Source organism: Alishewanella maricola (assembly GCF_016343785.1).
Lineage (GTDB): Bacteria > Pseudomonadota > Gammaproteobacteria > Enterobacterales > Alteromonadaceae > Alishewanella > Alishewanella maricola.
The window spans coordinates 20,392-43,258 of sequence record NZ_JAEINI020000017.1 but is presented as its reverse complement, the minus strand read 5'-3'; the positions used below and the strand labels follow the sequence as shown (position 1 = coordinate 43,258).

Genomic DNA, 22,867 nt, shown 5'->3' with positions numbered 1-22,867 from the left:
CAGGTTTCGCTGAACTCTCGTTCGCCGCATCCCCCGTGGCATGGCGCGCATTATAGGACCTTTTAAATATCCTGCAAGTGCTTTTTATTAAGGATTTAACTGACTGCTGAAAATCCCAGCAAAACGTTTATTATTAGCGCGATTTTATCGCAACAACCGCTTTTAAACGCTTTTTACCAAAGCCAAAGGCCTTTAGAAAAACCAAATGACTGATTGGAATGTATTGGCGCTCACTATTTGAGAGCCAAGGAATGTCTGCTACATCAGGGTCATTAATATAGACGAAGAATTCATCTATGGCACATACCACTACCCAATGCGGTGCCTTGGAGCGATCAAATTGCCAGGTACTGATTAGTACTAACAAGATATAGCCCTGATCGAGTAACTGTTGGATCAAAACTAAGTTAGGCTCAACTATAGCTAACGGAATATTCGCAGTAAGCACCTTATTGTGATCGGCATGATAGACACGTTGCATAACCGCTTTCTTATCTGCGCTACGCACCGTATCTAAAAACAACGGCCCTGCTTGATTGACATATATTTTACTGGCGAATCCTCTGCGCTCAGCCGCTAAGGCCAAACCATAAGGACCACAACCACCGTGACCTGATGTCATAAATACCGTAGTGGCTTCTCGCCAAATATCAATTTCTAAATGCTCTGGCGTATATTGCTCTGGCATAAAGTAATTAAAAGCCATTAATAAGCAAGCAGGACCACAAGTAAAAGGTGTCGATTGCGGTATATAAGGTACTACACGCTGATGTGCAATTGCTGGGAAATGATGGATTTGCTTCTGCATGCATAACGCATCGGTATGATCTTCATAAAAATCAAGTTTAACGCCAAAAGGATGGTAGCCCAGTTTTTGATATAAACGAATAGCCGCTGCATTATCCGGTCGAACTTCTAATCGCATAAAAGCGCAATGCCGTTCTAACGCTCTTTCTTCCGCATCTTTTAATAGTTGCGCAGCAATACCTGTGCCACGAGCACTGGGTAATAATGCAATCGAGTAAAGCCGAGCCAAACTTGTGCCACGCCGATAAAGCAGTAAGTAATAACCAACAATCTCATTTTTATAACGCGCTATATATAAGTCACTGCGCTTTTCACTGATAAAACGCCGAAAACTGCGCACACTTAGCTTATCGGTGGTAAAACAAGCTTGCTCGATCTCAACCAAGGTCGCAATATCGGTAACTTCTGCGGCACAAATAGTTGATAAAGAAGGTTGAACTTGAGCATCTGACAATACGGACTCCTACTGAGACACGTTAATTCTAATTTTATTAACTAGTATAGTAGCAATATGCCAGATCCTTTCCGATACTTGTGAAAGAACCTAAAATTCAAACAAACTGATGGTGTTATGGCAAAACTGATTATCGTTGTCGACAAACTGCAAGATTGGGCGCCCTTTTATCAATATGATGGGGTAATGAGTTTACCCGACTATTTAAAATGGCGACCAAAGCAAGCGCAGCGGGTAAGAGTAATTAATTTATGTCGCCAAGCACATTATTTAGGTACTGGTTATTACTGCTCGCTATTAGCAGAAGCCAATAATCACCACGTAATGCCTTCATTAAGAGCTTTTAATAAATTTAATCGACATGAGATTTCAGAGCTTATTGAAGAATTGCCTGGCCAACTGCGCAATCAGCTGGCTAAAGCACTGACGGAGTCGACAGAAGAGCAGCTCACATTTAATATCTATTTTGGTGAAACTGAGCTTAAGGCTTTACGCAAATTTGCCAGCTATCTATTTGAGGCTTTGCCCGTTCCTGTGCTTAGGGTTGAGCTACAAAAAAAAGTACAGTGGCAAATTAAGTCAATCAAGATAGGGGCGGTGCATAAACTAACGGAAACAGAACAAAGCTTTTTTGCCGAAGTGTTAGAACGCTATAGTCATAAAATATGGCGTTTAGAGCCTAAGAATCTTAAATTCAAATATGATTTGGCTGTGTTAACTAACCCCACTGAGAAATTCCCCCCCTGCACACCCAAGTCTTTAGAGTTATTCGCTAAAGCAGCAAAACGCGCGGCAATGGACATCGAACATATTACTGCGAAAGATATGCAGCGATTAGCCGAATTCGATGGTTTATTTATACGCGAAACGACTGCCGTTAATCATCATACCTTTCATATGGCGGTTAAAGCAGAGCGTGAAGGGTTAGCGGTGATTGATGATCCTAACTCGATATTACGCTGTGGTAATAAAGTTTATCTGCAAACTTTATTTCAACAACATAATGTGCCCAGTCCAGATGGGTTAATGTTATTTAAACATGACCATGATAACCTAGAAAAAGCAGCTGATGCCTTTGGTCTACCCTTGGTATTGAAGATCCCAGATGGCAGCTTTTCTCGGGGAGTTGTTAAAGTGTCTACGCTGACCGAATTTAAAGCTCAACTGGCAGCGTTGTTTGAGCAAAGCGCGATTATCTTGGCGCAGCGTTATACTTTTACCGATTTTGATTGGCGTATTGGGGTTTTAAATGGTCAACCGTTGTTTGCCTGTAAATACTTTATGGCAAGGAACCACTGGCAAATCTACAAACATGGTAAAACGAAAACACAAAGTGGTGGCTTTAGTACTTGTGCTATTGCCGACGTGCCAAAGCATGTGCTTGCTGCCGCACTCGCTGCCTGTAAACCTATTGGTGATAGTTTGTATGGTGTTGATTTAAAACAAGCGGGTGAACAAGTGTTTGTAATTGAGGTGAACGATAATCCAAACATTGATGATGGTGTCGAGGATCTTTATCTGGGAAATAAGTTGTACGATATGCTAGTAGAAGATTTTATTCGACGAATTGAATTAACCCGCTAGCCCGTTGAGCTAAGGCCTTTACCAAAAAGTCGAACGCTAAGAAGCAAAAAACCGGCAAAAGCCGGTTAATTGGTGCAGATGGAGAGACTCGAACTCTCACGCCTTGTGGGCACAAACACCTGAAGCTTGCGTGTCTACCAATTCCACCACATCTGCGTTATGTTTTGTGCACTGCACCTAACATGGCGTGCAGTATAGCGATTCAAATAAACTAGTCAACTACTCGATTCAACTATTCTGCACGTTTTTTCATGTTCGGTTATTTGCTAAGCAAAGCCTTTATTACTTCGCTTTTTTCAGCAAACCAATCTCTTCAAGCCGCTGCATCAAATAATCATTTGAGTTAATCGGCTCTGGATATAAGTTTGGCCGTTTTTCACTAATGCAGCTGTCTAACGTTTCAATAACAAAGTCAGGGTTAGGATGCATAAAAAACGGAATAGAATAACGTGGCTCGCTCGCAGCCATTCCCGCTGGATTAACCACTCGATGTGTTGTAGACGGTAACACATGGTTAGTTAAGCGCTGCAACATATCACCGATATTCACCACTATGGTGCCTTCGATGGTGGTCACCGGTAACCAGCTACCATCACGGCGTAAAATTTCTAAACCGGCTTCGTTAGAACCGACGAGTAAGGTGATTAAATTAATATCCTCATGCTGACCCGCGCGGATCGACTGCGTGGTGGTATCTTTAATCGGTGGATAATGGATTGCTCGCAGAATGGAGTTACCATAATTCACTTTGTCGGCAAAATAGTGCTGATCTTGCTGCAGATATAAAGCTAACGCCTCTAATACGCGATTACCCAATTTTTCTAACTCGGTAAATAACGTTGAAGACGCTTCTTTAAAGCCCGGTATCTCAGAAGGCCACATATTTGGATATAAACTTGGATGCGGTGCTGCCCCATCCAGTTCACGACCAACATGCCAGAATTCTTTTAAATCTGGATGATTAGAGTCTTTTGCTTTTTCGACACCGACTGCGGTATAACCCCGAGCACCACCTTGTTCAGGTTTAGCATAGGAAGCTTTCAGCTCTGTCGGTAAGGCAAAAAATTGTTTAATCACCTTGTACGTATTCTCTACCACTTCATCTGGAATACCGTGGCCACTAATGCCACAAAATCCAAATTCAGTGTAGGCTTTGCCAATTTCGGCAACAAAGTTTTCTTTGTCGGTGGCAAACCGTCTTATATCTAACGTTGGAACATGCTGTGTCATATAAAAGACCTGTTTTTTAGCCTAAGTAAAAAAAGAACCCTGCGATGGCAGCGCTCATTAAGTTCGCTAATGTTGCCGCAAGCAAAGCCTTTAAGCCTAGCTCAGCAATATCAGCGCGACGAGATGGAGCCATACCGCCCAAACCGCCTAATAAAATAGCAATAGAAGAAAAGTTAGCAAAACCGCACAACGCTATCGTTACGATAACTTGCGTATGCGCGCTTAACTGTTCCTTCACTTGCACAAAGTCGAGGTATGCGACAAATTCATTAATAACCAACTTCTGGCCAATAAAACTACCAGCAGCACGGGCTTCATCCCAAGACACACCCAGAATAAAAGCTAAAGGCTGGAACACATAACCAAAGATAAGTTGTAAAGTAAGCCCTTCGAAACCAATCAGATTGCCGATACCGCCAACAATGCCGTTTACTAACGCAATTAACCCAACAAAAGCTAGTAACATCGCGCCGACATTTAAGGCCAGTTGCATACCACTTGACGCACCAGCTGCCGCCGCGTCAATTAAGTTAGTATGCGACTTTTCAGTACTAATTTCGTTGAGTTCATTCTTGGGCTGATCAGTTTCAGGGATCAAAATTTTGGCCATCAACAGACCACCTGGGGCTGCCATAAAACTGGCGGCAATCAGATATTTCATTTCGATGCCGAGCAAAGCATAACCTGCCAAAACAGAACCAGCGACTGAAGCTAGCCCTCCCACCATGACAGCAAACAATTCAGAACGGGTCATTGAAGGGATAAAGGGTTTAACGACTAAAGGCGCTTCAGTTTGACCGACAAAAATATTACCCGCAGCGCTCATTGATTCTGGCCGACTAGTACCAAGTAACTTCTGCAACCCACCACCAATGATGTTAATGACAAATTTCATCACACCGATGTGGTAAAGCACAGCGATTAACGAGGAGAAAAATATAATGACGGTAAGTACGTTTATCGCAAACACAAACCGCCCCATATCACCGAATAAAAACTTTATACCTTCATTAGCGTATTGAATTACATTACTGACTGCAGCTGACATACTCAGCAGAACGTCTTTCCCAAATGGTATGTACAACACAAAGGCACCAATAGCTAATTGAATGGCAAAAGCACCACCAACAGTTCGCCATCTAATTCGGCTTCGGTTTTCTGAAGCAATATAAGCCACTAGTAACAGGGCAACAATGCCCACTAATCCCATCATACGTAATTTCCCTGATTGTTATTCTGCCAGTAACTGGCGAATTTTTGCTTTTATAATATCAATCGCTATTTGATTTTTACCACCACGGGTAACCACCAAGTCGGCATACTGTTTTGAAGGTGCAATAAACTCAAAAAAGGCGGGGCGAACGGTGCTTTCATACTGTTCAGTAACAGAGGCTAGGCTGCGGCCACGATCTTCTAGATCCCTTTTAATTCGACGTAATAAACAGATATCAAGTGGTGTATCCATAAACACCGTGATATCAAACTCATCACGCAAGCGCTCATCAGTTAATAATAAAATACCTTCTACCAAAATTACTTTAGCAGCCTGCACTTTAATCGTTTCGTCTAGACGCGTATGAAGCTTGTAACTGTATTGCGGCATGGCAATATTTTGACCGGCCCGCAATAATTTTAAATGTTCCACTAACAACGAATGTTCAAACGCAGAGGGATGATCATAATTCGTTAGTATACGTTGATCAAAAGACAAATGACTTTGATCACGGTAATAGGCATCTTCAGACAGAATAGCAATACGCTCACCACCTAGTTCAGCTACTAGTTCTTGGTAAACAGTTGATGCAAATAAGCTTTTACCGGAAGCCGAAGCGCCCGCTATGGCGATAATGGTATTCTTACCCACAAGATCACTTACTTTAAAGAAAACAGTTGGCGATTATCGCTAATTACGCTGCAGATATAAATAAAAAACTACTAAAAAAAATGCCAGTCAATTGACTGGCATTTTTATCATGCAATTAAGCAAGTATTAGAAAGTGTACTTCACACCTACTTTTAAACGCCAAGCGGAATCTTGTGTATAGAACTGATCCCAGTTATTGGTGTTGGTAGATGGGTTGCCATACACATATTGACGTGTTGCTGGGTCAATAGTGAATTCAAACAACTCGATAGTGCCGAAGTTACTGCCGTATACCTTGCCTTTAGTGCTATCCAGTAAGTTCAGGAAGTTATCGATAGTGAAGTAAACTAAACCTTTATGGCCTTCAACTAAACCTGGGATTTCTTGACGGATACTTAAATCAAGCGTGGTTACCCAAGGCGTGGTGCTGACACCACGTGGTAAATAACCACCGGCATATTGATCCAAGCCCAGCGCATTAATGGTGTTGAAGAATGTGGCTTCAGCTGCTGCTGAGGCAAAACGCACATTTGGATCACCTTGCGTTGGGATGTACGGCAGTAATGCATCACCGAAAGTACCTGGGCTGATCAGACCATATGGGTCAGGAATACCTGCAACGGCGTTACCATCAGCATAATAAGTGATTGGCTTACCTGAACGACGCTCGAAGAACATGTTCACGTTAGTTTTGTAACCGGCGAACAGTTCTGTTTCATAACCGAAGTTAATCACAAAACGGTGTTCAGTTTCAAACGCTGAACGGCCTACGATAGCTTCGTTACGGTTAATTGCAGTGTTGAAACCGTAGTTACTACCGGCAGTTGAACTGGTGCTGGTGTGTGAATCCGTAATATCTTGATTCGTGTAAGAGGTGGTTAATGAAACACCGCTATCCCACTTTTTAAATAATACGGTGCTGAAGATTTTAGAACGGCCGTCTTTGTCTGCATTGGTTAGCATTAAGTCGGTAGTTGTGCCATCTGGATCGTTATAAATGATACGACCGCCATCAAGCGTTGTACCATCTTCATCACCCGTTAAGCTCGCATCAATCCAGAATGCGGTATTTTCAGCTTTTTTGTACATCACTTCAGCTGTCCACAGAATATTGTCACCAATAATCGGTAAATCGAAGCTGTAATCAGTCGCTAACTGGAAACGCCAATCTGAAGGCAGTTTAAAATTAGGATCGGTGAAGTTAGTGCCCGCGAAACGTGTTGAGTTAGCAACGGTGTTTAACACGTTTTGTGGGATCTCAGTGATACTGATGTTAGATAAATCTGCGCCACTTCTTAACGTCACTTCACCAATACCTACACCTGGGTTTGAGTAGGAGTTAGATACCCAAACGGTAGGCTGACCACCAGAGAAACGACCGACACCACCACGAACCACTAAATCATCAGCAGCATCCCAAGTAAAACCAAAACGTGGTAACACGATACCCGTGCCATCTAAGTTTTCAGTGTTAGGGAAGCCCGTGCGCGCTTCAGACTGGCTGTTAGCTTTAGGTGTGTCACTTGATGCAAGCATCTCATAACGAATACCCATATCTAACACTAATTCTGGTGAAACAGCCCATTCATCGTGCACATAAATGGCATGCTCATCACGCGTAAAGGCCGCTGCAGCATCAACTGGATTTAAGCTAGTGGCGTTTTGGTAACGTAAGAAAGAAGCTTGACGATTGGCAAAGTCAGCGATACTAGCGAATTGATATTCACCTTTAGTGCGCTGTAAGAACAAGTTATAGATGTCTAAGCTCTTATACTGATAACCGAAGTTAATGCTGTGATCACCCAACAAGTAATCGGCATCCATAGCTAAGATTAATGATTCTTTATTCAGTTCATTTGAGTGACGAGAAACGTCTGAACCAATAGCAATGTTACCGGTTGGGGTGAAAATGGTTACATCACCGAAATCACCGTACGATGCTTGTGTTGTCGGGTTATCGATATAAGTAATGCTGAACTGAGTAGAGAAGTCTGGCGTCCAATCTGAATAAAGTTTAAACGCATAGTTGTTTAACTCTTCTACCCGATCGTACCAGTGAGAAGATAAACGTAATTCACCGGCAAAACCTGAGGTGTTAGACGTACGGTTACCTTTGCTGTATTGATAGGTAAAAGCAGCACGATGGTCATTGTTAATGTTCCAGTCTAACTTTAACAAGAACTTTTCGTCGTCAGTGACAGGAGAGATATCCCAAGCACCTGCATCTACACCGTAAACATCACGGGCAATTTGTTGAACTTGTAAATACTGAGCATTTGTTGCGTCAGTTTGGTTAGGTGCACCTGAACCTGCTGGGCCCCACTCAATTGGCGTATCTGCTTCATAAAACTCGTAAGACGCGAAGAAGAACAATTTATCTTGAACGATAGCGCCGCCCAAAGTTGCACCATAGGTTGTTTCATCAAAGGCTAACGGAATATCTTGACCACGGTTTTTCGGCGTGCCGGCCAATTTGTCATTCTGTGTTTCATAGAACAAAGAACCAAACATTTCATTCGCGCCTGACTTGGTCACCGCGTTAATTTTTGCACCTTGGAAACCGCTGTCTTTAGCGTTAAAAGGGGAAACGTCGATGGTAACTTGATCGATAGCATCTAAAGAAATAGGTGAACGCGTCGTTGGGTAACCGTTAGCGTTCAAACCGAAGTCATCGTTTTGCGCAATGCCGTCAACTGAAATGCTGTTAAAACGTGGGTTAGTACCCGCAACGCTTAATTCACCGTCTTTAGACGATAAAACTGCTAATGGGTTGTTACGAACGATATCTTTAATGTCACGGTCAAAACTTGGTGCGTTGGCAATGTCAGCCGCGCCAAAATAGCTGCTGCTACCTGTGTTATTACCAGTAGAAAGCGCACTGCCTGTAACTGCAATACGTTCAACTTGAGAAGATTCAAGCTGCGCATTTAAACGAAATGTCTCACCTAAGGAAATAAAAATATTTTCGTAAGTTTTTGTACCTTCGTTGCTGGTGATGGTTACAGTGTAAGGGCCGCCAACACGTAAACCAGAACTAGAGAAAGCACCTGAGTCGTTAGACACAGCAACAGAACGAGTACCTGAAGGTACGTGCAGAATTTCTACACGTGCATTAGAAGCAATTTGTCCAGTAGGGCTGACAATATTGCCGCGAATGGCAGAAGATGTATCGGCATAAGCCAAATTACTGACACCCAAGGCGAGTGTCACTGCCAACGCTAAATGTTTAATTTTCATATCGTTTTCACCTGGTAGTTGTGGGTTCTTAGCTAAATCCGATTTAGTTTTGTAAGATTGCTATCAATCTGCTGGCGAGCATAACGGACAAATATGTCATTTTCGTTACGTTTACCAAATTACGGGAACTTTTCTATTTTTCTATTGCCAAAGCCTCCCCGTCATACGATTGTAACATGACAAATTTCTGAAGCGAATAATATGAGGCAAAAACGCTCAAAAAATATCTTTTTTTGACGATTAATTACTAATAAACACATATTTTCATAAGCTATTCATACTTCTAATGTAAAATGACGAATTACATTTTTAAACAACCTAATCACTTCTTGATAGCCTCACTCACTTGGCGAGTCTAATGATAGGCTGTTAATTTTAGGTAATGTTATGCAAACAAAATTAATTCATGTTTTTATTATGGCGATGTTCACTATGCTACCCAGCTCACTCTTAGCACAACAAACGCTGAAGGTTGCCACCTTTAATGTCAGTATGGAAGCCGACAATTATTTGAAAAAGGGTGAAAAAGGCAGCCCACAGGTATTAATGGATGTGCTCGCGAGCAAAAATCATCCTCAAGTACAAAACATTGCGGCGATTATTCAGCGCGTAAGGCCTGATATCTTGTTACTCAATGAATTTGACTATATTGCCGATCCTGAGCAAGGCGTGCAGGCATTTATCAATAATTATCTGCAGCAAGCTCAAGCCGGTAGTAAAGCTATCGATTATCCCTACTTTTATTACCATACCGTCAATACCGGCCAACCCAGCCCTTATGATTTGGACAACAACGGTAAAGCGACTGGGGTTGGTAATGATGCTTGGGGCTTTGGTTTTTATCCCGGACAATATGGCATGGTTTTGTTGTCTAAATACCCTATCGTTGCTGAGCAAGTACGCACATTTCAGCATTTCAAATGGAAAGACATGCCACAGCATTTGCCTACGTTAAAAGCTGATGGCATGCCTTGGTATAGTAAAGAAGCTTGGCAAGAGTTTCCGTTATCATCCAAGTCACATTGGGATGTGCCAGTGTCAGTGAGCGGCAAAACGGTACATTTGCTGATCAGTCACCCTACGCCCCCTGTTTTTGACGGCCCGGAAAATCGCAATGGTAAACGTAATCACGACGAAATTCGCTTCTGGACTGATTATCTAACCGCTGAGACATCAGATTATATTTACGATGATCAAGGACAGCGCGGTGGTATTGCACAACAGCAACCCTTTGTAATCTTGGGTGATTTAAATGCCTCAGCCCAAGGCGAAGGAGATGCCTTATTAACCGGCATTGCGGGCTTAACAAGCCACCCGAGCGTTAACAATAGTGTGGTGCCGCAAAGTGTAGGTGGGTTAGAGCACAGCCCAGATCGTGAATTTGCGGCAAGTCACACTGCCAGTTGGCGGATGCGTGCTGATTATGTTTTACCATCGAAGCAGGGATTCAACATTAAAGACGCAGGTGTTTTTTGGCCCGCAAAAGATACCGCTGATTATTATTTGATTGGCACCCGAGAAGCCAGCTCAGACCATCGTTTAGTCTGGCTGGAACTCGAACTTACCGCGAATTAACGCTTAGCCAACGACAACACATGTACTGTGACTTCTTCTCGGTCATGGTACAAGTGTTTTACTTGTAACTCGTAACCTAAACCGGCCTGCTGTAAAATCTGTTCAAAATCAGCAAGGACTTCTTTGACCGTTTCGTAACGGCGTTTCATTGGCAATTTTAAGTTAAAGATCGTTTCCTGACACCAGCCTTTTACTAACCACGACGCAATTAAAGGAGCAACCCGCTGTGGTTGTTCAATCATGTCGCAAACCAACCAATAGACATTACGTTTCTTCGGTTCAAATTTAAAGCCATCCACCGTCTGGTGTTTAACTTGCCCGGTGTCCATTAATGAATCTGCCATCGGACCGTTATCAATAGCCGTAACCATCATGCTGCGTTTGACTAATTGGTAAGTCCAACCACCTGGGCTTGCGCCTAAATCTACCGCATTCATGCCCGGCGCTAAACGGGTCTCCCATTCATCGCGCGGAATAAAACTCAAAAACGCTTCTTCTAGTTTTAAGGTACTGCGACTGGGCGCCTCTGCTGGAAATTTTAAGCGTAGAATGCCGTTTTCTAAAGAAGAGTTGTTTTCTGGGTAAGACAGGCCCAAATAGCCCTCGTTACCCGATATTAAAAACAAATGCAGTACTGCAGCACGCTTTTGCTCTTTGGGTAACATCACGCCCGCTTGGCGTAAAGCTTGACGCAAGGGTACCGTAAATTTACGCGCTAACGTCGACAAGGTTTTACCATCATTGGTATCTGGAAATTCCACCCGTAGCTCACCGCAACTGGTCACTTCTTGAGCTAAAGCGGCTTCTAACACCGGTGCAATACGATCGGTTGCCGGTAAGGTTAATGGCTCGGCCAATAACAGGATCCATTGACGGATAAAGATAAAGTCACGAAAGTCAAAATCACGATAAAACGCTCGCAAACTGTCTGCGTCGTAAGCCTCGAAAATAACAAAAGCGCTATTGGCTTTTAATTTACAAAAGCCAAAGACGTTAAAGGCTGCTGCCTGATCTTGAATTTCTGCCGCACATTCTTTCTCAAAACCTGCACGACAATAAAGCATTAACTGTTTCATTAATTAATCCCTGCGCCAGTTGGCGATTGCCAAAACCAGCCAGCCTAAAATAAAACTTTGACCGCCTAATGGCGCCAAAGCAGAAAAATAACCGGGTAATTGCAAAGCCCCGGCAAGTAACGTCCAACAAAATAACCAAATTCCCAGCTGCCATAACGCTGCGGTTAAGGCTAGCAAGCGACTGCCGGTTTTTCTATCTAGTTGCAGCAAAGCCAAACTATGCAACGCCAGTAATGCCAGGGCAATCACAATACGTGTTGCCGCATCGGGCGACAGTACGCTTTGCCATAAATGCATCAGTAAAGCCGCTAAGGCCACCACCGCCGCACCATATAATGCCGCTAAACTACGGCTGAGTTTCATCCAAAATTGCATCAATGTACCTTCGTGTAATGCTAGCCGCCTCAATAATAAGCGAGGCTTGCGACTGACCACTGCTTTTTAAGGGTTTAAAATCATGGTCGCCACTGTTTAACCAGTGCAGAATTACGCCTGGCCAATGTTTAGCGGCCACCTCGTTTCGCTTGCCAAAAGGGTCGCGCTCACCTTGCACAATCACTAAAGGGACAGTCAGTTGATTAAAATGCGCCGTTCGCCAAACACTTTTACCCGGCGCATGAAACGGATAACCATAAACAAAGCAGCCCGCCAACATTGTCGCAGCTTCTGGATCTGCCGCTAGCATAGAGGCAATACGCCCACCCATTGACTTACCCGCAATAAAACAAGGCTGCCCCTCGCGGGCAAACTGCTGTAATGCCGACATTAATTCAGGTTGCAACAACGTGGCTTTGGGCGGCGGCCGTCGACTGCCACCGTCTAGTCGCGTTTGCATATAACCAAAATGAAATAAGCTTACTTCAATTTGCTCTGCAAAGAGCGCTGAACAAAGTTGCTGCATAAAGTCGCTGTGACAAGATGCCCCCGCCCCATGCGTTAATAACAACTTTACCGCTGTTTTACTCATCCAGCGCTACCGCATTGGTAAAATGCTGCTCGGTAAAATCGGCTTGCTCGGCCAACACCATATCAAGCATCCATTGACGAAACGCGGCAATTTTCCCCAATTCGGTTTGGCTTTCACGATGCACTAAGTAGTACGAGTCTTTGCTGATCAATACATGATTAAACGGCACAAACAATCGGCCAGAAGTGATGTCGGGCCGCGCTAACACATTATGCGCCAGGGCAACACCTTGACCATGAATAGCAGCCTGCAGCACCATCGACGAGTGACTGAAAATAGGCCCTTGATTAACGTTAAAGTTTTTAAAGCCTTGGCTTGAAAACCACGATTTCCAAGCGCGGCGAGAGCCATCATGCAATAAGTTGTGAAAGCGTAAATCGTCTGGCTCAAGTAATGGCTTACTGCCGTTAAGTAACAGCGGTGAACATACCGGTAATAAGTATTCGGTATGCAGCTTTTCGGCCACCAAATTACGCCAATTACCACGGCCATAATAAATCGCGACATCGACATCATCGGTCAAAGAGCCTTCGTCTAAATCGACCGCTTTAATGCGCACATCGATATCAGGGTGCAACTCGCTAAACTGGTTCAAACGCGGCACTAACCATTGAATAGCAAAGCTGGGCTGCAAGCTAACCGTTAACGCGCCTTTGGCACCACGCGCTAACAGCTTTTCAGTGGCGTCGTGTAATTGTAGGAAAATCTCTTTAATGTCTAAAAAATAACTCTGCCCTTCTTCCGTTAAGAGTAAAGAGCGGTTTTTACGCATAAAAAGTTTCAGCCCAAGATGATCTTCAAGCGCTTTAATTTGATGACTAATCGCAGCCTGAGTGACATACATTTCCTCTGCCGCCTTGGTAAAACTAAGATGCCGGGCGGCAGTTTCAAATGCCTTTAAAGCGTTAAGTGGTGGCAAACGGCGAGCCATAAAAATCCATTCATTAATTAGTCATCAGGCAAGTTCATGCTAAGCAGCAATGCGGTTTAGCTCGGTGATTACTGCGGTTTGTAGCCTTCAATCTCAACGTCTTGACCCTCAAATAAAAAAGCGACCATCTGCTCTTCTAACAGTTTACGGTGTTCAACGTTCATCATATTTAATTTTTTTTCGTTAATCAGCATCACTTGCTTGGTTTGCCATTGCGCCCAGGCTTCTTTACTGACGTTATCAAAGACTCTTTTGCCTAATTCACCAGGGTAGAACTGAAAATCTAAACCCGGTGCTTCTTTTTTCAAAAACTGACAATAAACTGTACGACTCATAAACTCATTTCCTTAATCAGGCGAATACACAGCGAGTTGCTGCAGCAGTTGTTTTGCCGGAGCAGACAAGCCAACCTCAGGTATGGGATCTATTGTAAACCAAGTTGCTGTAGATTGCTCCTGCACCATTGCGGGTAAGCGCTCAAGCTTGAGCAGCATGGGTTGGATCCATAAATGAAAATGGCTAAAAGTATGCCGAAACCCGGCCAACTCATACTTTGGCATTGCGGCTAAACCTTGCAATGAAAGATACTCATCACGTAACTCGGCACTGTTAAACTCTAGAAAACCAAATAAGCCGCCCCACAAACCACTTGCTGGACGTTGCAACATGTAAACCTGCTGCTGATGTTGCAATAGCAACCAAAAACTTTGCTTCTCGGGTATGGCTTTTTTCGGTTTTTTGCCCGGATACAAGGCTTGATCACCTTGTAATGCCGCCAAACAATGTCGTTGCAGTGGGCACTCGGCGCAGCGAGGTTTACTGCGACTACAAAGTGAGGCGCCCAAATCCATCATACCCTGGTTAAATTCAGCAAAAGTGTCGGCTGGGGTCAATTGCTCTGCCAACTGCCATAGTTGTTGCTCTACCTGTTTTTGTCCTGGCCAGCCGGCAATACCGGCGAAACGCGCTAAGACTCTTTTACAGTTACCATCTAAAATGGGGTAATGCTGACCCAGCGCCAGCGATAAGATGGCGCCCGCCGTAGAACGCCCAATGCCAGGCAATGCAACAATTTGCTCGAAATCAGTCGGGAATTGCCCCGCATGCTCGGTAACAATTTCAACCGCCGCTTTATGGAGATTGCGGGCTCGAGCGTAATAACCTAAGCCAGTCCACAGATGTAACACCTCGTCAATCGGCGCTTGCGCCAAGCTTTGAATATCAGGGAAGCGCTGCACAAAACGTTCAAAATACGGGATCACCGTTGCTACCTGTGTTTGTTGCAACATCACTTCCGATAGCCAGGTTTTATAAGGGCTTTTTTGCACTTGCCATGGCAAGTTGTTGCGACCATGTTGCTGTTGCCAATGCACCAATTGCTCGGCAAACCACGTTGCGTACTGCACTATTTATTCTCCTCAAAGCCGCTTGCTATGCGCCGCCTAATTATGCTGTGGCGCAGTGTAGCAGATCAGCGCTATTTTATTAGGTTGAGCTTGAAGGCTATTCCAAGGATAATACGCCCCCATTTAGTGTACGGAGCAAAAAATGAGCACAGAGGACAACAACGCGCAGCGCGAGCAAGATATATCGCCATCAACTGAAACCCCTTATCTGCGACGGATCCGCTCTTTTGTGCTGCGTGAAGGCCGCCTAACTAAAGGTCAGCAACATGCTCTAGATAACTATTGGTCAGAATACGGCATTGATTATCAACCCAGTTTACTTGACCTTGACCAAGTGTTTACGCGCTCAGCGCCACGAGTGCTTGAAATCGGTTTTGGTATGGGTAAATCGCTGGTGGCGATGGCGCAAGCGGCGACCGATCATGATTTTATCGGCATTGAAGTGCATCGGCCTGGTGTAGGCGCTTGTTTATCAGAAGCGGTAACACAACAAGTTAAAAACTTAAAAGTATTTGAGCATGATGCGGTAGAGGTTTTAGCGCATATGATCCCAGAGCAAAGCTTGGATACCGTGCAGCTGTTTTTCCCCGATCCATGGCATAAAAAACGCCATCACAAGCGTCGCATTGTCCAAGCTGAATTCGTGCAAGCACTGCGCAGTAAACTGAAAATAGGCGGCGTGTTTCATATGGCCACCGATTGGGAAAACTACGCTGAGCATATGCTAGAAGTCATGCAACATGCCGAGGGATTTAGTAATTTATCGGCGAGCAATAACTATGTCGAGCGACCAGAACATCGCCCGCTGACCAAATTTGAACAACGTGGGCAGAAGCTTGGGCATGGTGTTTGGGATCTTATGTTTAAAAGGATAACTTAATGCTTGCTAACACCAGTCAGCTGATTTTACGTAATCTCGCCGATTTAACTGGCGCTGTTCTTTTTGTTGAGCCTGAAGCCGACTTACTGTCGCATCAGTTGCACGAACTGTCTTCGTTCAGCTGTTTTACCACTGATGCGGCGGTCAATCATCAATGGCAACGCGCAGCTAAAAACGTTTACTTTAGCGCCGAACCGAAATTTACAGAACAATTTAATACCGTGGTGCTTTTCTACCCCAAAAGTAAAGAGCAACTGGCGGGCACCCTGCAATTAATTAGCGGGGCTTTAGCCGCGGACGCACAGCTATTCTTAGTGGGTGATAATAAAGGCGGTATTAAAAGTCTGGTCACGCACGCCGAGAAATTGGGTTTGCATGCGCACAAATTAGATAATGCCAAGCATTGTTTATGGTTTTCATTAAGCGGAGCCCTTGATTCTCTTCCTGCAAACCGGCTAAGTGAGTTCTCACTTACCATAGCTAATAGCCCCCTTAAGGTGTGTTCGCTACCCGGCGTGTTTAATCATGGCAAACTGGATAAAGGCACGGCATTGTTGCTTGAACATGTAACGCATATTCAAGATGGTATGGTGCTCGACTTTGCTTGTGGTGCCGGCATTATTGGTGCCTATTTAAAACAGCAGGCGCCAGCCATTGAATTATACTGCTCTGACATCTCCGCGTTAGCCGTAAAGGCAACGGTTGCGACGTTAAAAGCGAATAGTTTAAAAGGCGAAGTGGTCGCGGCGGATGGGTTGCCGGCACACCCCTTAACCTTTAAACATATTGTTAGCAACCCGCCGTTTCATACTGGAATTAAAACCGATTACAGCATCAGCGAAGCCTTGATCAGTCAAAGCGTACAACGCCTGCAAAAAGGCGGTACGCTGACGGTAGTGGCCAATAACCACTTAGCTTATCAGCAACTGTTTGAACAAGCCTTTGGTAAAGTTAACGTTCTGGCGAAACGCCATGGTTTTGTGATATACCAAGCGGTAAAGCATTAATTAAAAGGTTAATTATGCCGATTGGAGCACGATTATTGTTACTGTTACTCTTAGCCTGCAGTGCCGAGTTATCGGCTGAGCAGGTTAAGAGTTGCTTACAGTCCAGTTTGCGTAATACCGCCTGCCCACATCAAATTTATCGAGCCGTGCAATTGCCCGATGTGAATAAAATGGCGGTACGCTGTATTTGCGTAACCGATTTTAGTCCACTGCTCGCCCCTGCCACGACACCTGAAGCGCGACTTGCTCAACTGCGTTTAAAGCAGCAATTACAAAGCAATTTACCTATTGAGGTTGAAGCGATATTACAAGTGTTACGACGTGAGCGTTAGGCCGGTAACAGCACCAAACGATTAGCGAAGCCACCTAAGTGCTCTTCTGGCTGTTGCATTAAAACTGGCACGAGATACAGCTCGTTCTTATCAACCCAAAAAATCGCATTTTGCGTAAACAATCGCCCAAGTGCAATCGCTTGAACTTTATCGCACAACACCATCCAACTTCTTTCTTCAAAAGAACGATCTGGGGCCGAGCCGATAACCGAGCGATACGCTAAGCCGGTTTGCTGCAGCTGTGCTTGCAGTTGTTTATCCAACAAGCGGTTGTACACGGCTGGTGCATTTACTCCTGCGGGGTTTTGTGCGCTCACAATGGCAAAGCTAAGATGCGTGGCTAAACGTTGATGACATAAAAAGATACTGTTTTTGTAATGTTGCCACAGTTCCATCATCACACTCCTAACTGATTGCTCGTGATTACTATAAACCGCGAAAATAATTTTTCCAGTAACTCTTTGCAAAAAGCCAATATATGTTTAGCATCAAACACAAGTTTAGTGAGTCAACAAGGAAGTCCTGCCTACAAAATGACAGTTAAAGCCCGAGCCACCTCAATGAAAGCCGCTTTAATTTGGTTAGTTATGCTGATTTGTAGCATTACTTTGGCATTAACCTTGTTTCTCACGAATTATCTGGATTACCTGCGACAAAACACGCAACAACAAAACCAATTCAGTTCCTTGCTAAACATTATTGCAGTGAATGCCCAATCCAATTTACATCACAATAAACCAGAGCTAGAAGAACAACGCCTCAAAGCATTAGATTCGATACCTATGATTAAATATGTCCATATTTATCAATGGGATGATTCTGAAAACAAACTCAATTTTTTTGCCAGTTTTAATAAAGCAGATAGCGCTGCTTTACCTTCCCAACAGCATCGAGTCGAACACTTAACCACGTTAGCGGTTAATGATGATTTGATGGAGCAAAGCAAAGCCATCCTGCTAAATGACAAGTTGCTTGGTTATGTTTATTTAAGAGCAAGCCGCCAAGAACTGTTAAGCTCGCAGCGCCAGCAAACACTGATAAACCTGCTGATTGCCGCCATGGCACTGATATTATGCTTTTTTCTGGCATTTAAGCTTTTAAAATACTTTACCAAACCTATTAATACCTTATTAGCATTAGTACATCAGGTCGCCCGCAGTAAAGACTACAGTGTGCGCGCCCCGGCCACTGAATTAACCGAGTTTAATCAGCTAAACCGGGCCTTTAATACCATGATGGATCGTATTGAAAATGAGCTGCACAAACGCGAACATGCCGAGCAAGAAATTAAACAATTAAACCAAAACCTCGAGCAAACAGTGACTGAGCGTACACTGGCATTAAAAACCTCCAATCAAGAGTTATTGAACACCCTAGCAACCTTACATAAATATCAAACGCAAATTGTCGAAACCGAGAAAATGGCCAGTCTCGGGCAAATGGTGGCGGGCATTGCCCATGAAGTGAATACTCCTATTGGGTTAGGCGTAACCGCGTCAACCTTAATGCAAGATCGTATTCAAGATATCGAACGCGCATTTGCCGATAAAAAACTCACGGCTAATCAATTAGAACGCTTTTTGGCTGATAGCAAAGAAAACCTTGGCATTATTTATAGAAATTTGGAGCGGGCGGCCGGTTTAATCAGCAGCTTTAAACAGGTAGCAGTAGATCAGTCTAACGAAAATCAGCGGCGCTTTAATTTAAAACAGTTGATTAATGAAGTGTTATTGTCATTAAGACCTCATTTGAAAAAAACACCGCATCAACTGACTGTGCAATGTCCAGACGACTTATTTATTATCAGCAAACCAGGGCCCATCAACCAAATCTTAATTAACCTGATTATGAACAGCCTTATTCATGCTTACGAGCCTAATAGCCAAGGTCATATTCTGATCAGTGCCGAGCAGCGCCAAAATCGCTGTTACTTGTGTTACAAAGATGATGGTAAAGGTGTTCCTGAGCATATTCGTAAACGTATTTTTGATCCCTTTGTTACCACTAAGCGCGGAGAGGGGGGTAGCGGTTTGGGTATGCACTTGGTCTACAACCTTGTTACTCAAGCTTTAAATGGCAACATTTACCTTGATAGTCAATTAGGGAACGGTGTAACAATTGATATCGACTTCCCCACCAGCGCACAGCCGCTGAAAAAGTAATTTCATTAACGATTGAAATATAAAGACTTAGTCATACTCTAATCGACAGTATCGGCAAATGTTAACAAAAATCTTGTTAACATTTGCCGTTTCACGCTATAATTAGCACTAATTTGACAACACAACGTCAAGTTTCCTTCATTTAAAAACTTAACTTTTACACTTCCTATATAAGGTTTAACTCCAATGCAAACACCTGTGATTCTAGTCGTTGAAGATGAAGAAGTTACCCGATTAAATCTGGTAAGTCTGTTCCAGGGAGAAGGTTATGATGTGATCGAAGCCATTAATGGCGATGAGATGCACAAAAAACTGGAGGAAAATCAAGTCAATCTAATCGTGATGGATATTAATCTGCCAGGAAAGAATGGCTTAATTCTGGCGAGGGAGTTACGCCAAAAAGAAAATATCGGCCTGATTTTTTTAACCGGCCGGGATAGCGAAGTTGATCGCATTTTAGGCTTAGAAATTGGCGCGGATGATTATTTAACTAAACCGTTCAATCCGCGTGAATTGACCATCCGTGCTCGTAACCTGCTCGGCCGTACCTCTGCTCAGCCTGTAGTAGAAGAACATAAAAGCGTCTTAAAGTTCAATGGTTGGACATTAGACGAAAACAGCCGCAATCTGACGTCACCAAGCGGCGTTGCACGTCGGCTACCCAAAGGTGAGTATCGGGCATTACGTCTGATGTTAGACACCCCAGGTAAAATCTTTACTCGCGAGCAGCTGATCCGTCATATGACAGGTCGTGATTTACGGCCAAACGATCGGACTGTCGATGTGACAATCCGCCGTATTCGTAAACATTTCGAATCTGACGTGGATAGCCCAGAGTTAATCAGCACCATCCATGGTGAAGGTTACCGCTTTGTGGGTAAACTCGAAAAGTAATTAGTAACTTTCGATATATTGCTGCAGAGCAGTTAAATGCTGCTCTGTAGTAAAATGTAACTCCAAGATCCTTCGCTCTAAACCTGCTTGCTTTAAACTTGTTTCTTCTAATTGTCGTGCCTGCTCTTGCACCCAACGTAAACCAACCGCTGCCGCAGCGCCTTTAAGCTTATGCGCATTAGCTGCAAGCTCTTCTTGATGCTGTTGTACTACCGCCTCTAATAATTTATTGATATAACCCGGTAACAGCTGCGCAAACAACGTCGCGCTGCGTTGCATGCCCTCTTTACCTAATGACTGCAGATAACTTTGTAAGGTCTTATCATCAAGAATGGCATTATCTTGTGTTGCAGTATCATCTTTAGTCTGAGCCTGCTCTAACTGTAAGCGCTTTAACGCACTGGGTGAAAACAGCTCAGCTAATAATAAATCTAATTTATCCGTATTTAGTGGCTTACTTAAAGCACCATCTAAGCGAATGTCGCTCAGTACTTGCTGCGCTTTTCGGACATTAGCACTGAGCATGACAATCGGTAAATTCGCTAAATGCGGCTCGGCTCGAATATGTCTGGCAATCACATCCCCATCCATATCAGGTAATTGCATATCGAGTAACACCAAATCTAAATCATCTTCCGTATCCAGTAAGGCTAAGGCATCCTCGCCTGTTTCAGCGTGGATCACGGTATGACCACGTTGCTCGAGTAAGGCAATGGCAATATCGGCGTTTAGCGGCACATCTTCAATGAGTAAGATGGTGAGCTCAGGACACGCAACCGGCTCAACTTTGGCGGGTGCATCGGCACTAATAATTGGTAAACCAACAATAAAGCAGCTACCCGTGCCTTGTTGGCTTTGCACGCGAATAGTCCCCTGCATCGCCTCAACAAGCACCCGTGATACCGATAAACCGATACCTGAGCCGACAATACTTAAGCGATGACCATCTTGCGATTTATAATACATATCAAAGATACGCTCTTGCTCATGCTGCGCAATCCCAATACCGGTATCACTGACGCTAAGCAGTAACGACTCATCAATAATTTGACAGTCTAACTGTACCTGACCTTGACGCGTAAACTTAACGGCGTTGCTCAGTAAATTCCATAACACCTGCCGCAGCCGCGTAGCATCTAACAATAAATAACAATCCTGGTTGCCGCTGGTGGTTAGGCTGAACGCAAGCCCCTTTTGCTGACAAATTAACTCAGCAAAATTGGCGATATCTTGTAAAAAGCGCTGCAGATGAACACTTTGATAAATAATATCAAGCTCACGGCGATCAATTTTATCGAGATCGATAATATCGTTAAAAATATTTCCCAACGTCTCGGCACTGGTAAAAATAGTATTGGCCCAGCTAAATTGCTCTGTCGACAAATTGCTGCTGAGTAAGCGGCGCGATAAACCGACAATCCCATTTAACGGCGTGCGCAGTTCATGACTTAAGGTGGCAATAAATTGGCCTTTATCTTGATAGGCTTTTTCTAGGGCTTGTTCAGCTAATTTACGCGAGGTGATATCGCGCCCAAACCCTAACAAACCGATATACCGGCCTTGTCGATCATAAAAAGGCAGATGACGCATTTCAAACCAACTGATTGAATTGTCAGCTTGTTTAAATTCGATATCTAGCGTTAATTCGGTTTCAGGTGATGGTAAGCCATACTCAGACAAAATTGCCGCTTGTGGGCTATCAAAAGCATACAGCTTCGTTAAATCTTGCCCAATTAATTCGTGCATTGGCCGCGCCATTATGCTCTCAAACATTTTATTGCAACTGGCTAATAAGCCCTTTTCATCGCGGTAATAAAAAAGATCGGGGGAGCTATCAACAATCGAGCGGATTAATAAGCTTTGCTCAGCTAACTCCTGCTCAGTTTTGCGCCGCTCGCTAATTTCTTTTCTTAACTCTTCAATGGCTCGGCGTTTTGCTTCAAACGCTTTTTTCCGCTCTTCAATTTCAAAGTTAAGCTGGCGTATATTTTCTTGCATCGATTGGTTGAGTTGCCGCTCAGCTTGCGCAGAATCATCAACAAAACGCAAAGCGCCATCGAGTTTCAGCACTAAGTAAAACACCACCATCATCACGGAAGACAATAGCGGTACAACATAAATTAGTAATAACTGTAATTCGTGCAAGATCACTTCACGATCAAACACTGCGGTATAAGCAACATAACTGAGCAATACCAGCGTCGCTAACAGCACTACTAATAATATGCCTAATGGCCAATGCCCCCAATGTCGCACTCGGCTAGCAAATGCTTTAATTTGAGGGTGAACGGGATTTTGCATATAGAACACATTCCTGCTGTTTTGGGCTACGCGGTCAGCGATAACATCGCTATTAAAGCAAAAGAAATCACCTTAAAAGAAAGGCTGAATAAATTTTACCAGATAAGCAAACAGCCACTAAACTTACTAAGCTTAAGATGGACGTAGAGTAGCGGTTATT

At 43.8% G+C, this 22,867-nt stretch carries 20 protein-coding genes and 1 tRNA gene; 7 read left to right on the top strand and 14 right to left on the bottom strand.

The genetic code is table 11. The features are described 5' to 3' along the window. Positions 1-133: 133 nt before the first annotated feature. A complete protein-coding gene (locus tag JAO78_RS15650; RefSeq protein ID WP_226752308.1) occupies positions 134-1,261 on the bottom strand; it encodes a GNAT family N-acetyltransferase/peptidase C39 family protein in 1,128 nt (375 codons plus the stop codon). 117 nt (positions 1,262-1,378) lie between these two features. On the opposite strand from JAO78_RS15650, the gene JAO78_RS15645 reads away from it, so the two are divergent. Then, a complete protein-coding gene (locus JAO78_RS15645) occupies positions 1,379-2,845 on the top strand; it encodes a RimK family ATP-grasp domain-containing protein (RefSeq protein WP_226752307.1) in 1,467 nt (488 codons plus the stop codon). 70 nt (positions 2,846-2,915) lie between these two features. Here JAO78_RS15645 and JAO78_RS15640 read toward each other — a convergent pair. From JAO78_RS15640 to JAO78_RS15620, 5 genes are all read right to left on the bottom strand, one after another. Beyond that, positions 2,916-3,001, bottom strand: a tRNA-Leu gene (locus tag JAO78_RS15640). A 126-nt stretch (positions 3,002-3,127) separates the two neighbouring features. Then, positions 3,128-4,075 (bottom strand): isopenicillin N synthase family dioxygenase, encoded by a 948-nt coding sequence (locus JAO78_RS15635; RefSeq protein ID WP_226752306.1) that lies wholly within the window; start codon positions 4,073-4,075, stop codon positions 3,128-3,130. A gap of 16 nt (positions 4,076-4,091) precedes the next feature. Beyond that, the gene (locus tag JAO78_RS15630) at positions 4,092-5,288 is read right to left on the bottom strand and encodes a NupC/NupG family nucleoside CNT transporter (RefSeq protein ID WP_226752305.1); all 1,197 of its coding nucleotides are present in this window, start codon (positions 5,286-5,288) and stop codon (positions 4,092-4,094) included. A gap of 18 nt (positions 5,289-5,306) precedes the next feature. After that, positions 5,307-5,939 (bottom strand): uridine kinase, encoded by a 633-nt coding sequence (udk, locus tag JAO78_RS15625; RefSeq protein ID WP_226752304.1) that lies wholly within the window; start codon positions 5,937-5,939, stop codon positions 5,307-5,309. A 126-nt stretch (positions 5,940-6,065) separates the two neighbouring features. Further along, a complete protein-coding gene (locus tag JAO78_RS15620) occupies positions 6,066-9,176 on the bottom strand; it encodes a TonB-dependent receptor (RefSeq protein ID WP_226752303.1) in 3,111 nt (1,036 codons plus the stop codon). Between the two features lie 387 nt (positions 9,177-9,563). Here JAO78_RS15620 and JAO78_RS15615 point away from each other — a divergent pair, with 387 nt between their 5' ends. After that, entirely contained in the window at positions 9,564-10,751 is a 1,188-nt protein-coding gene (locus JAO78_RS15615) for an endonuclease/exonuclease/phosphatase family protein (RefSeq protein WP_226752302.1), read from the top strand. Here JAO78_RS15615 and rlmM read toward each other — a convergent pair. The 6 genes from rlmM to mutY all read right to left on the bottom strand — a co-directional run bounded on the left by rlmM (position 10,748) and on the right by mutY (position 15,131). Further along, positions 10,748-11,827 carry a 23S rRNA (cytidine(2498)-2'-O)-methyltransferase RlmM gene (gene rlmM / locus JAO78_RS15610; protein ID WP_226752301.1) on the bottom strand — a complete coding sequence of 360 codons (1,080 nt, stop codon included), beginning with the start codon at positions 11,825-11,827 and terminating at the stop codon, positions 10,748-10,750. The two genes, JAO78_RS15615 and rlmM, sit on opposite strands and share 4 nt — an antisense overlap. Before the next feature lie 3 nt (positions 11,828-11,830). Then, positions 11,831-12,202, bottom strand: coding sequence for a DUF423 domain-containing protein (locus JAO78_RS15605; RefSeq protein WP_226752300.1), 372 nt, complete (start codon positions 12,200-12,202; stop codon positions 11,831-11,833). Continuing rightward, on the bottom strand, positions 12,174-12,794 hold the full coding sequence (locus tag JAO78_RS15600; RefSeq protein WP_226752299.1) for an alpha/beta family hydrolase: 621 nt from the start codon (positions 12,792-12,794) through the stop codon (positions 12,174-12,176). The genes JAO78_RS15605 and JAO78_RS15600 overlap by 29 nt, the downstream gene beginning before the upstream one ends. Then, complete coding sequence (locus tag JAO78_RS15595; RefSeq protein ID WP_226752298.1) at positions 12,787-13,725, bottom strand: transcriptional regulator GcvA; 939 nt, start codon at positions 13,723-13,725, stop codon at positions 12,787-12,789. Before JAO78_RS15595 ends, JAO78_RS15600 begins: the two co-directional genes overlap by 8 nt. 68 nt (positions 13,726-13,793) lie before the next feature. Next, a complete protein-coding gene (locus JAO78_RS15590; protein ID WP_226752297.1) occupies positions 13,794-14,060 on the bottom strand; it encodes an oxidative damage protection protein in 267 nt (88 codons plus the stop codon). Positions 14,061-14,072: 12 nt separating this feature from the next. Beyond that, a complete protein-coding gene (gene mutY, locus JAO78_RS15585; RefSeq protein WP_226752296.1) occupies positions 14,073-15,131 on the bottom strand; it encodes an A/G-specific adenine glycosylase in 1,059 nt (352 codons plus the stop codon). A gap of 142 nt (positions 15,132-15,273) precedes the next feature. On the opposite strand from mutY, the gene trmB reads away from it, so the two are divergent. The 3 genes from trmB to JAO78_RS15570 are packed head-to-tail and all read left to right on the top strand — an operon-like array spanning position 15,274 to position 17,350. Further along, the gene (gene trmB / locus JAO78_RS15580) at positions 15,274-16,011 is read left to right on the top strand and encodes a tRNA (guanosine(46)-N7)-methyltransferase TrmB (protein WP_226752295.1); all 738 of its coding nucleotides are present in this window, start codon (positions 15,274-15,276) and stop codon (positions 16,009-16,011) included. After that, positions 16,011-17,018, top strand: a complete 1,008-nt coding sequence (locus JAO78_RS15575; protein WP_226752294.1) for a methyltransferase — start codon at positions 16,011-16,013, stop codon at positions 17,016-17,018. The genes trmB and JAO78_RS15575 overlap by 1 nt, the downstream gene beginning before the upstream one ends. Before the next feature lie 14 nt (positions 17,019-17,032). After that, positions 17,033-17,350, top strand: a complete 318-nt coding sequence (locus JAO78_RS15570) for a hypothetical protein (protein WP_226752293.1) — start codon at positions 17,033-17,035, stop codon at positions 17,348-17,350. Here the strand turns inward: JAO78_RS15570 and JAO78_RS15565 are convergent. Next, positions 17,347-17,748: a DUF3293 domain-containing protein gene (locus JAO78_RS15565; protein ID WP_226752292.1), complete on the bottom strand. Its 402-nt coding sequence runs from the start codon at positions 17,746-17,748 to the stop codon at positions 17,347-17,349. The genes JAO78_RS15570 and JAO78_RS15565 overlap by 4 nt on opposite strands. A gap of 135 nt (positions 17,749-17,883) precedes the next feature. On the opposite strand from JAO78_RS15565, the gene JAO78_RS15560 reads away from it, so the two are divergent. Beyond that, the gene (locus JAO78_RS15560; protein WP_226752291.1) at positions 17,884-19,512 is read left to right on the top strand and encodes a sensor histidine kinase; all 1,629 of its coding nucleotides are present in this window, start codon (positions 17,884-17,886) and stop codon (positions 19,510-19,512) included. Positions 19,513-19,698: 186 nt separating this feature from the next. Continuing rightward, positions 19,699-20,406 (top strand): two-component system response regulator ArcA, encoded by a 708-nt coding sequence (gene arcA, locus JAO78_RS15555; RefSeq protein ID WP_226752290.1) that lies wholly within the window; start codon positions 19,699-19,701, stop codon positions 20,404-20,406. Here the strand turns inward: arcA and JAO78_RS15550 are convergent, their stop codons facing one another. Beyond that, on the bottom strand, positions 20,407-22,707 hold the full coding sequence (locus JAO78_RS15550; protein WP_226752289.1) for an ATP-binding protein: 2,301 nt from the start codon (positions 22,705-22,707) through the stop codon (positions 20,407-20,409). Positions 22,708-22,867: the final 160 nt, after the last annotated feature.

Coding starts and splice junctions, on each gene's coding strand:
- JAO78_RS15645 (WP_226752307.1), top strand. CDS start 1,379: ATGGCAAAACTGATTATCGTTGTCGACAAACTGCAAGATTGGGCGCCC.
- JAO78_RS15635 (WP_226752306.1), bottom strand. CDS start 4,075: ATGACACAGCATGTTCCAACGTTAGATATAAGACGGTTTGCCACCGAC.
- JAO78_RS15630 (WP_226752305.1), bottom strand. CDS start 5,288: ATGATGGGATTAGTGGGCATTGTTGCCCTGTTACTAGTGGCTTATATT.
- JAO78_RS15620 (WP_226752303.1), bottom strand. CDS start 9,176: ATGAAAATTAAACATTTAGCGTTGGCAGTGACACTCGCCTTGGGTGTC.
- JAO78_RS15615 (WP_226752302.1), top strand. CDS start 9,564: ATGCAAACAAAATTAATTCATGTTTTTATTATGGCGATGTTCACTATG.
- rlmM (WP_226752301.1), bottom strand. CDS start 11,827: ATGAAACAGTTAATGCTTTATTGTCGTGCAGGTTTTGAGAAAGAATGT.
- JAO78_RS15605 (WP_226752300.1), bottom strand. CDS start 12,202: ATGCAATTTTGGATGAAACTCAGCCGTAGTTTAGCGGCATTATATGGT.
- JAO78_RS15600 (WP_226752299.1), bottom strand. CDS start 12,794: ATGAGTAAAACAGCGGTAAAGTTGTTATTAACGCATGGGGCGGGGGCA.
- JAO78_RS15595 (WP_226752298.1), bottom strand. CDS start 13,725: ATGGCTCGCCGTTTGCCACCACTTAACGCTTTAAAGGCATTTGAAACT.
- JAO78_RS15590 (WP_226752297.1), bottom strand. CDS start 14,060: ATGAGTCGTACAGTTTATTGTCAGTTTTTGAAAAAAGAAGCACCGGGT.
- trmB (WP_226752295.1), top strand. CDS start 15,274: ATGAGCACAGAGGACAACAACGCGCAGCGCGAGCAAGATATATCGCCA.
- JAO78_RS15575 (WP_226752294.1), top strand. CDS start 16,011: ATGCTTGCTAACACCAGTCAGCTGATTTTACGTAATCTCGCCGATTTA.
- JAO78_RS15570 (WP_226752293.1), top strand. CDS start 17,033: ATGCCGATTGGAGCACGATTATTGTTACTGTTACTCTTAGCCTGCAGT.
- JAO78_RS15565 (WP_226752292.1), bottom strand. CDS start 17,748: ATGATGGAACTGTGGCAACATTACAAAAACAGTATCTTTTTATGTCAT.
- JAO78_RS15560 (WP_226752291.1), top strand. CDS start 17,884: ATGACAGTTAAAGCCCGAGCCACCTCAATGAAAGCCGCTTTAATTTGG.
- arcA (WP_226752290.1), top strand. CDS start 19,699: ATGCAAACACCTGTGATTCTAGTCGTTGAAGATGAAGAAGTTACCCGA.
- JAO78_RS15550 (WP_226752289.1), bottom strand. CDS start 22,707: ATGCAAAATCCCGTTCACCCTCAAATTAAAGCATTTGCTAGCCGAGTG.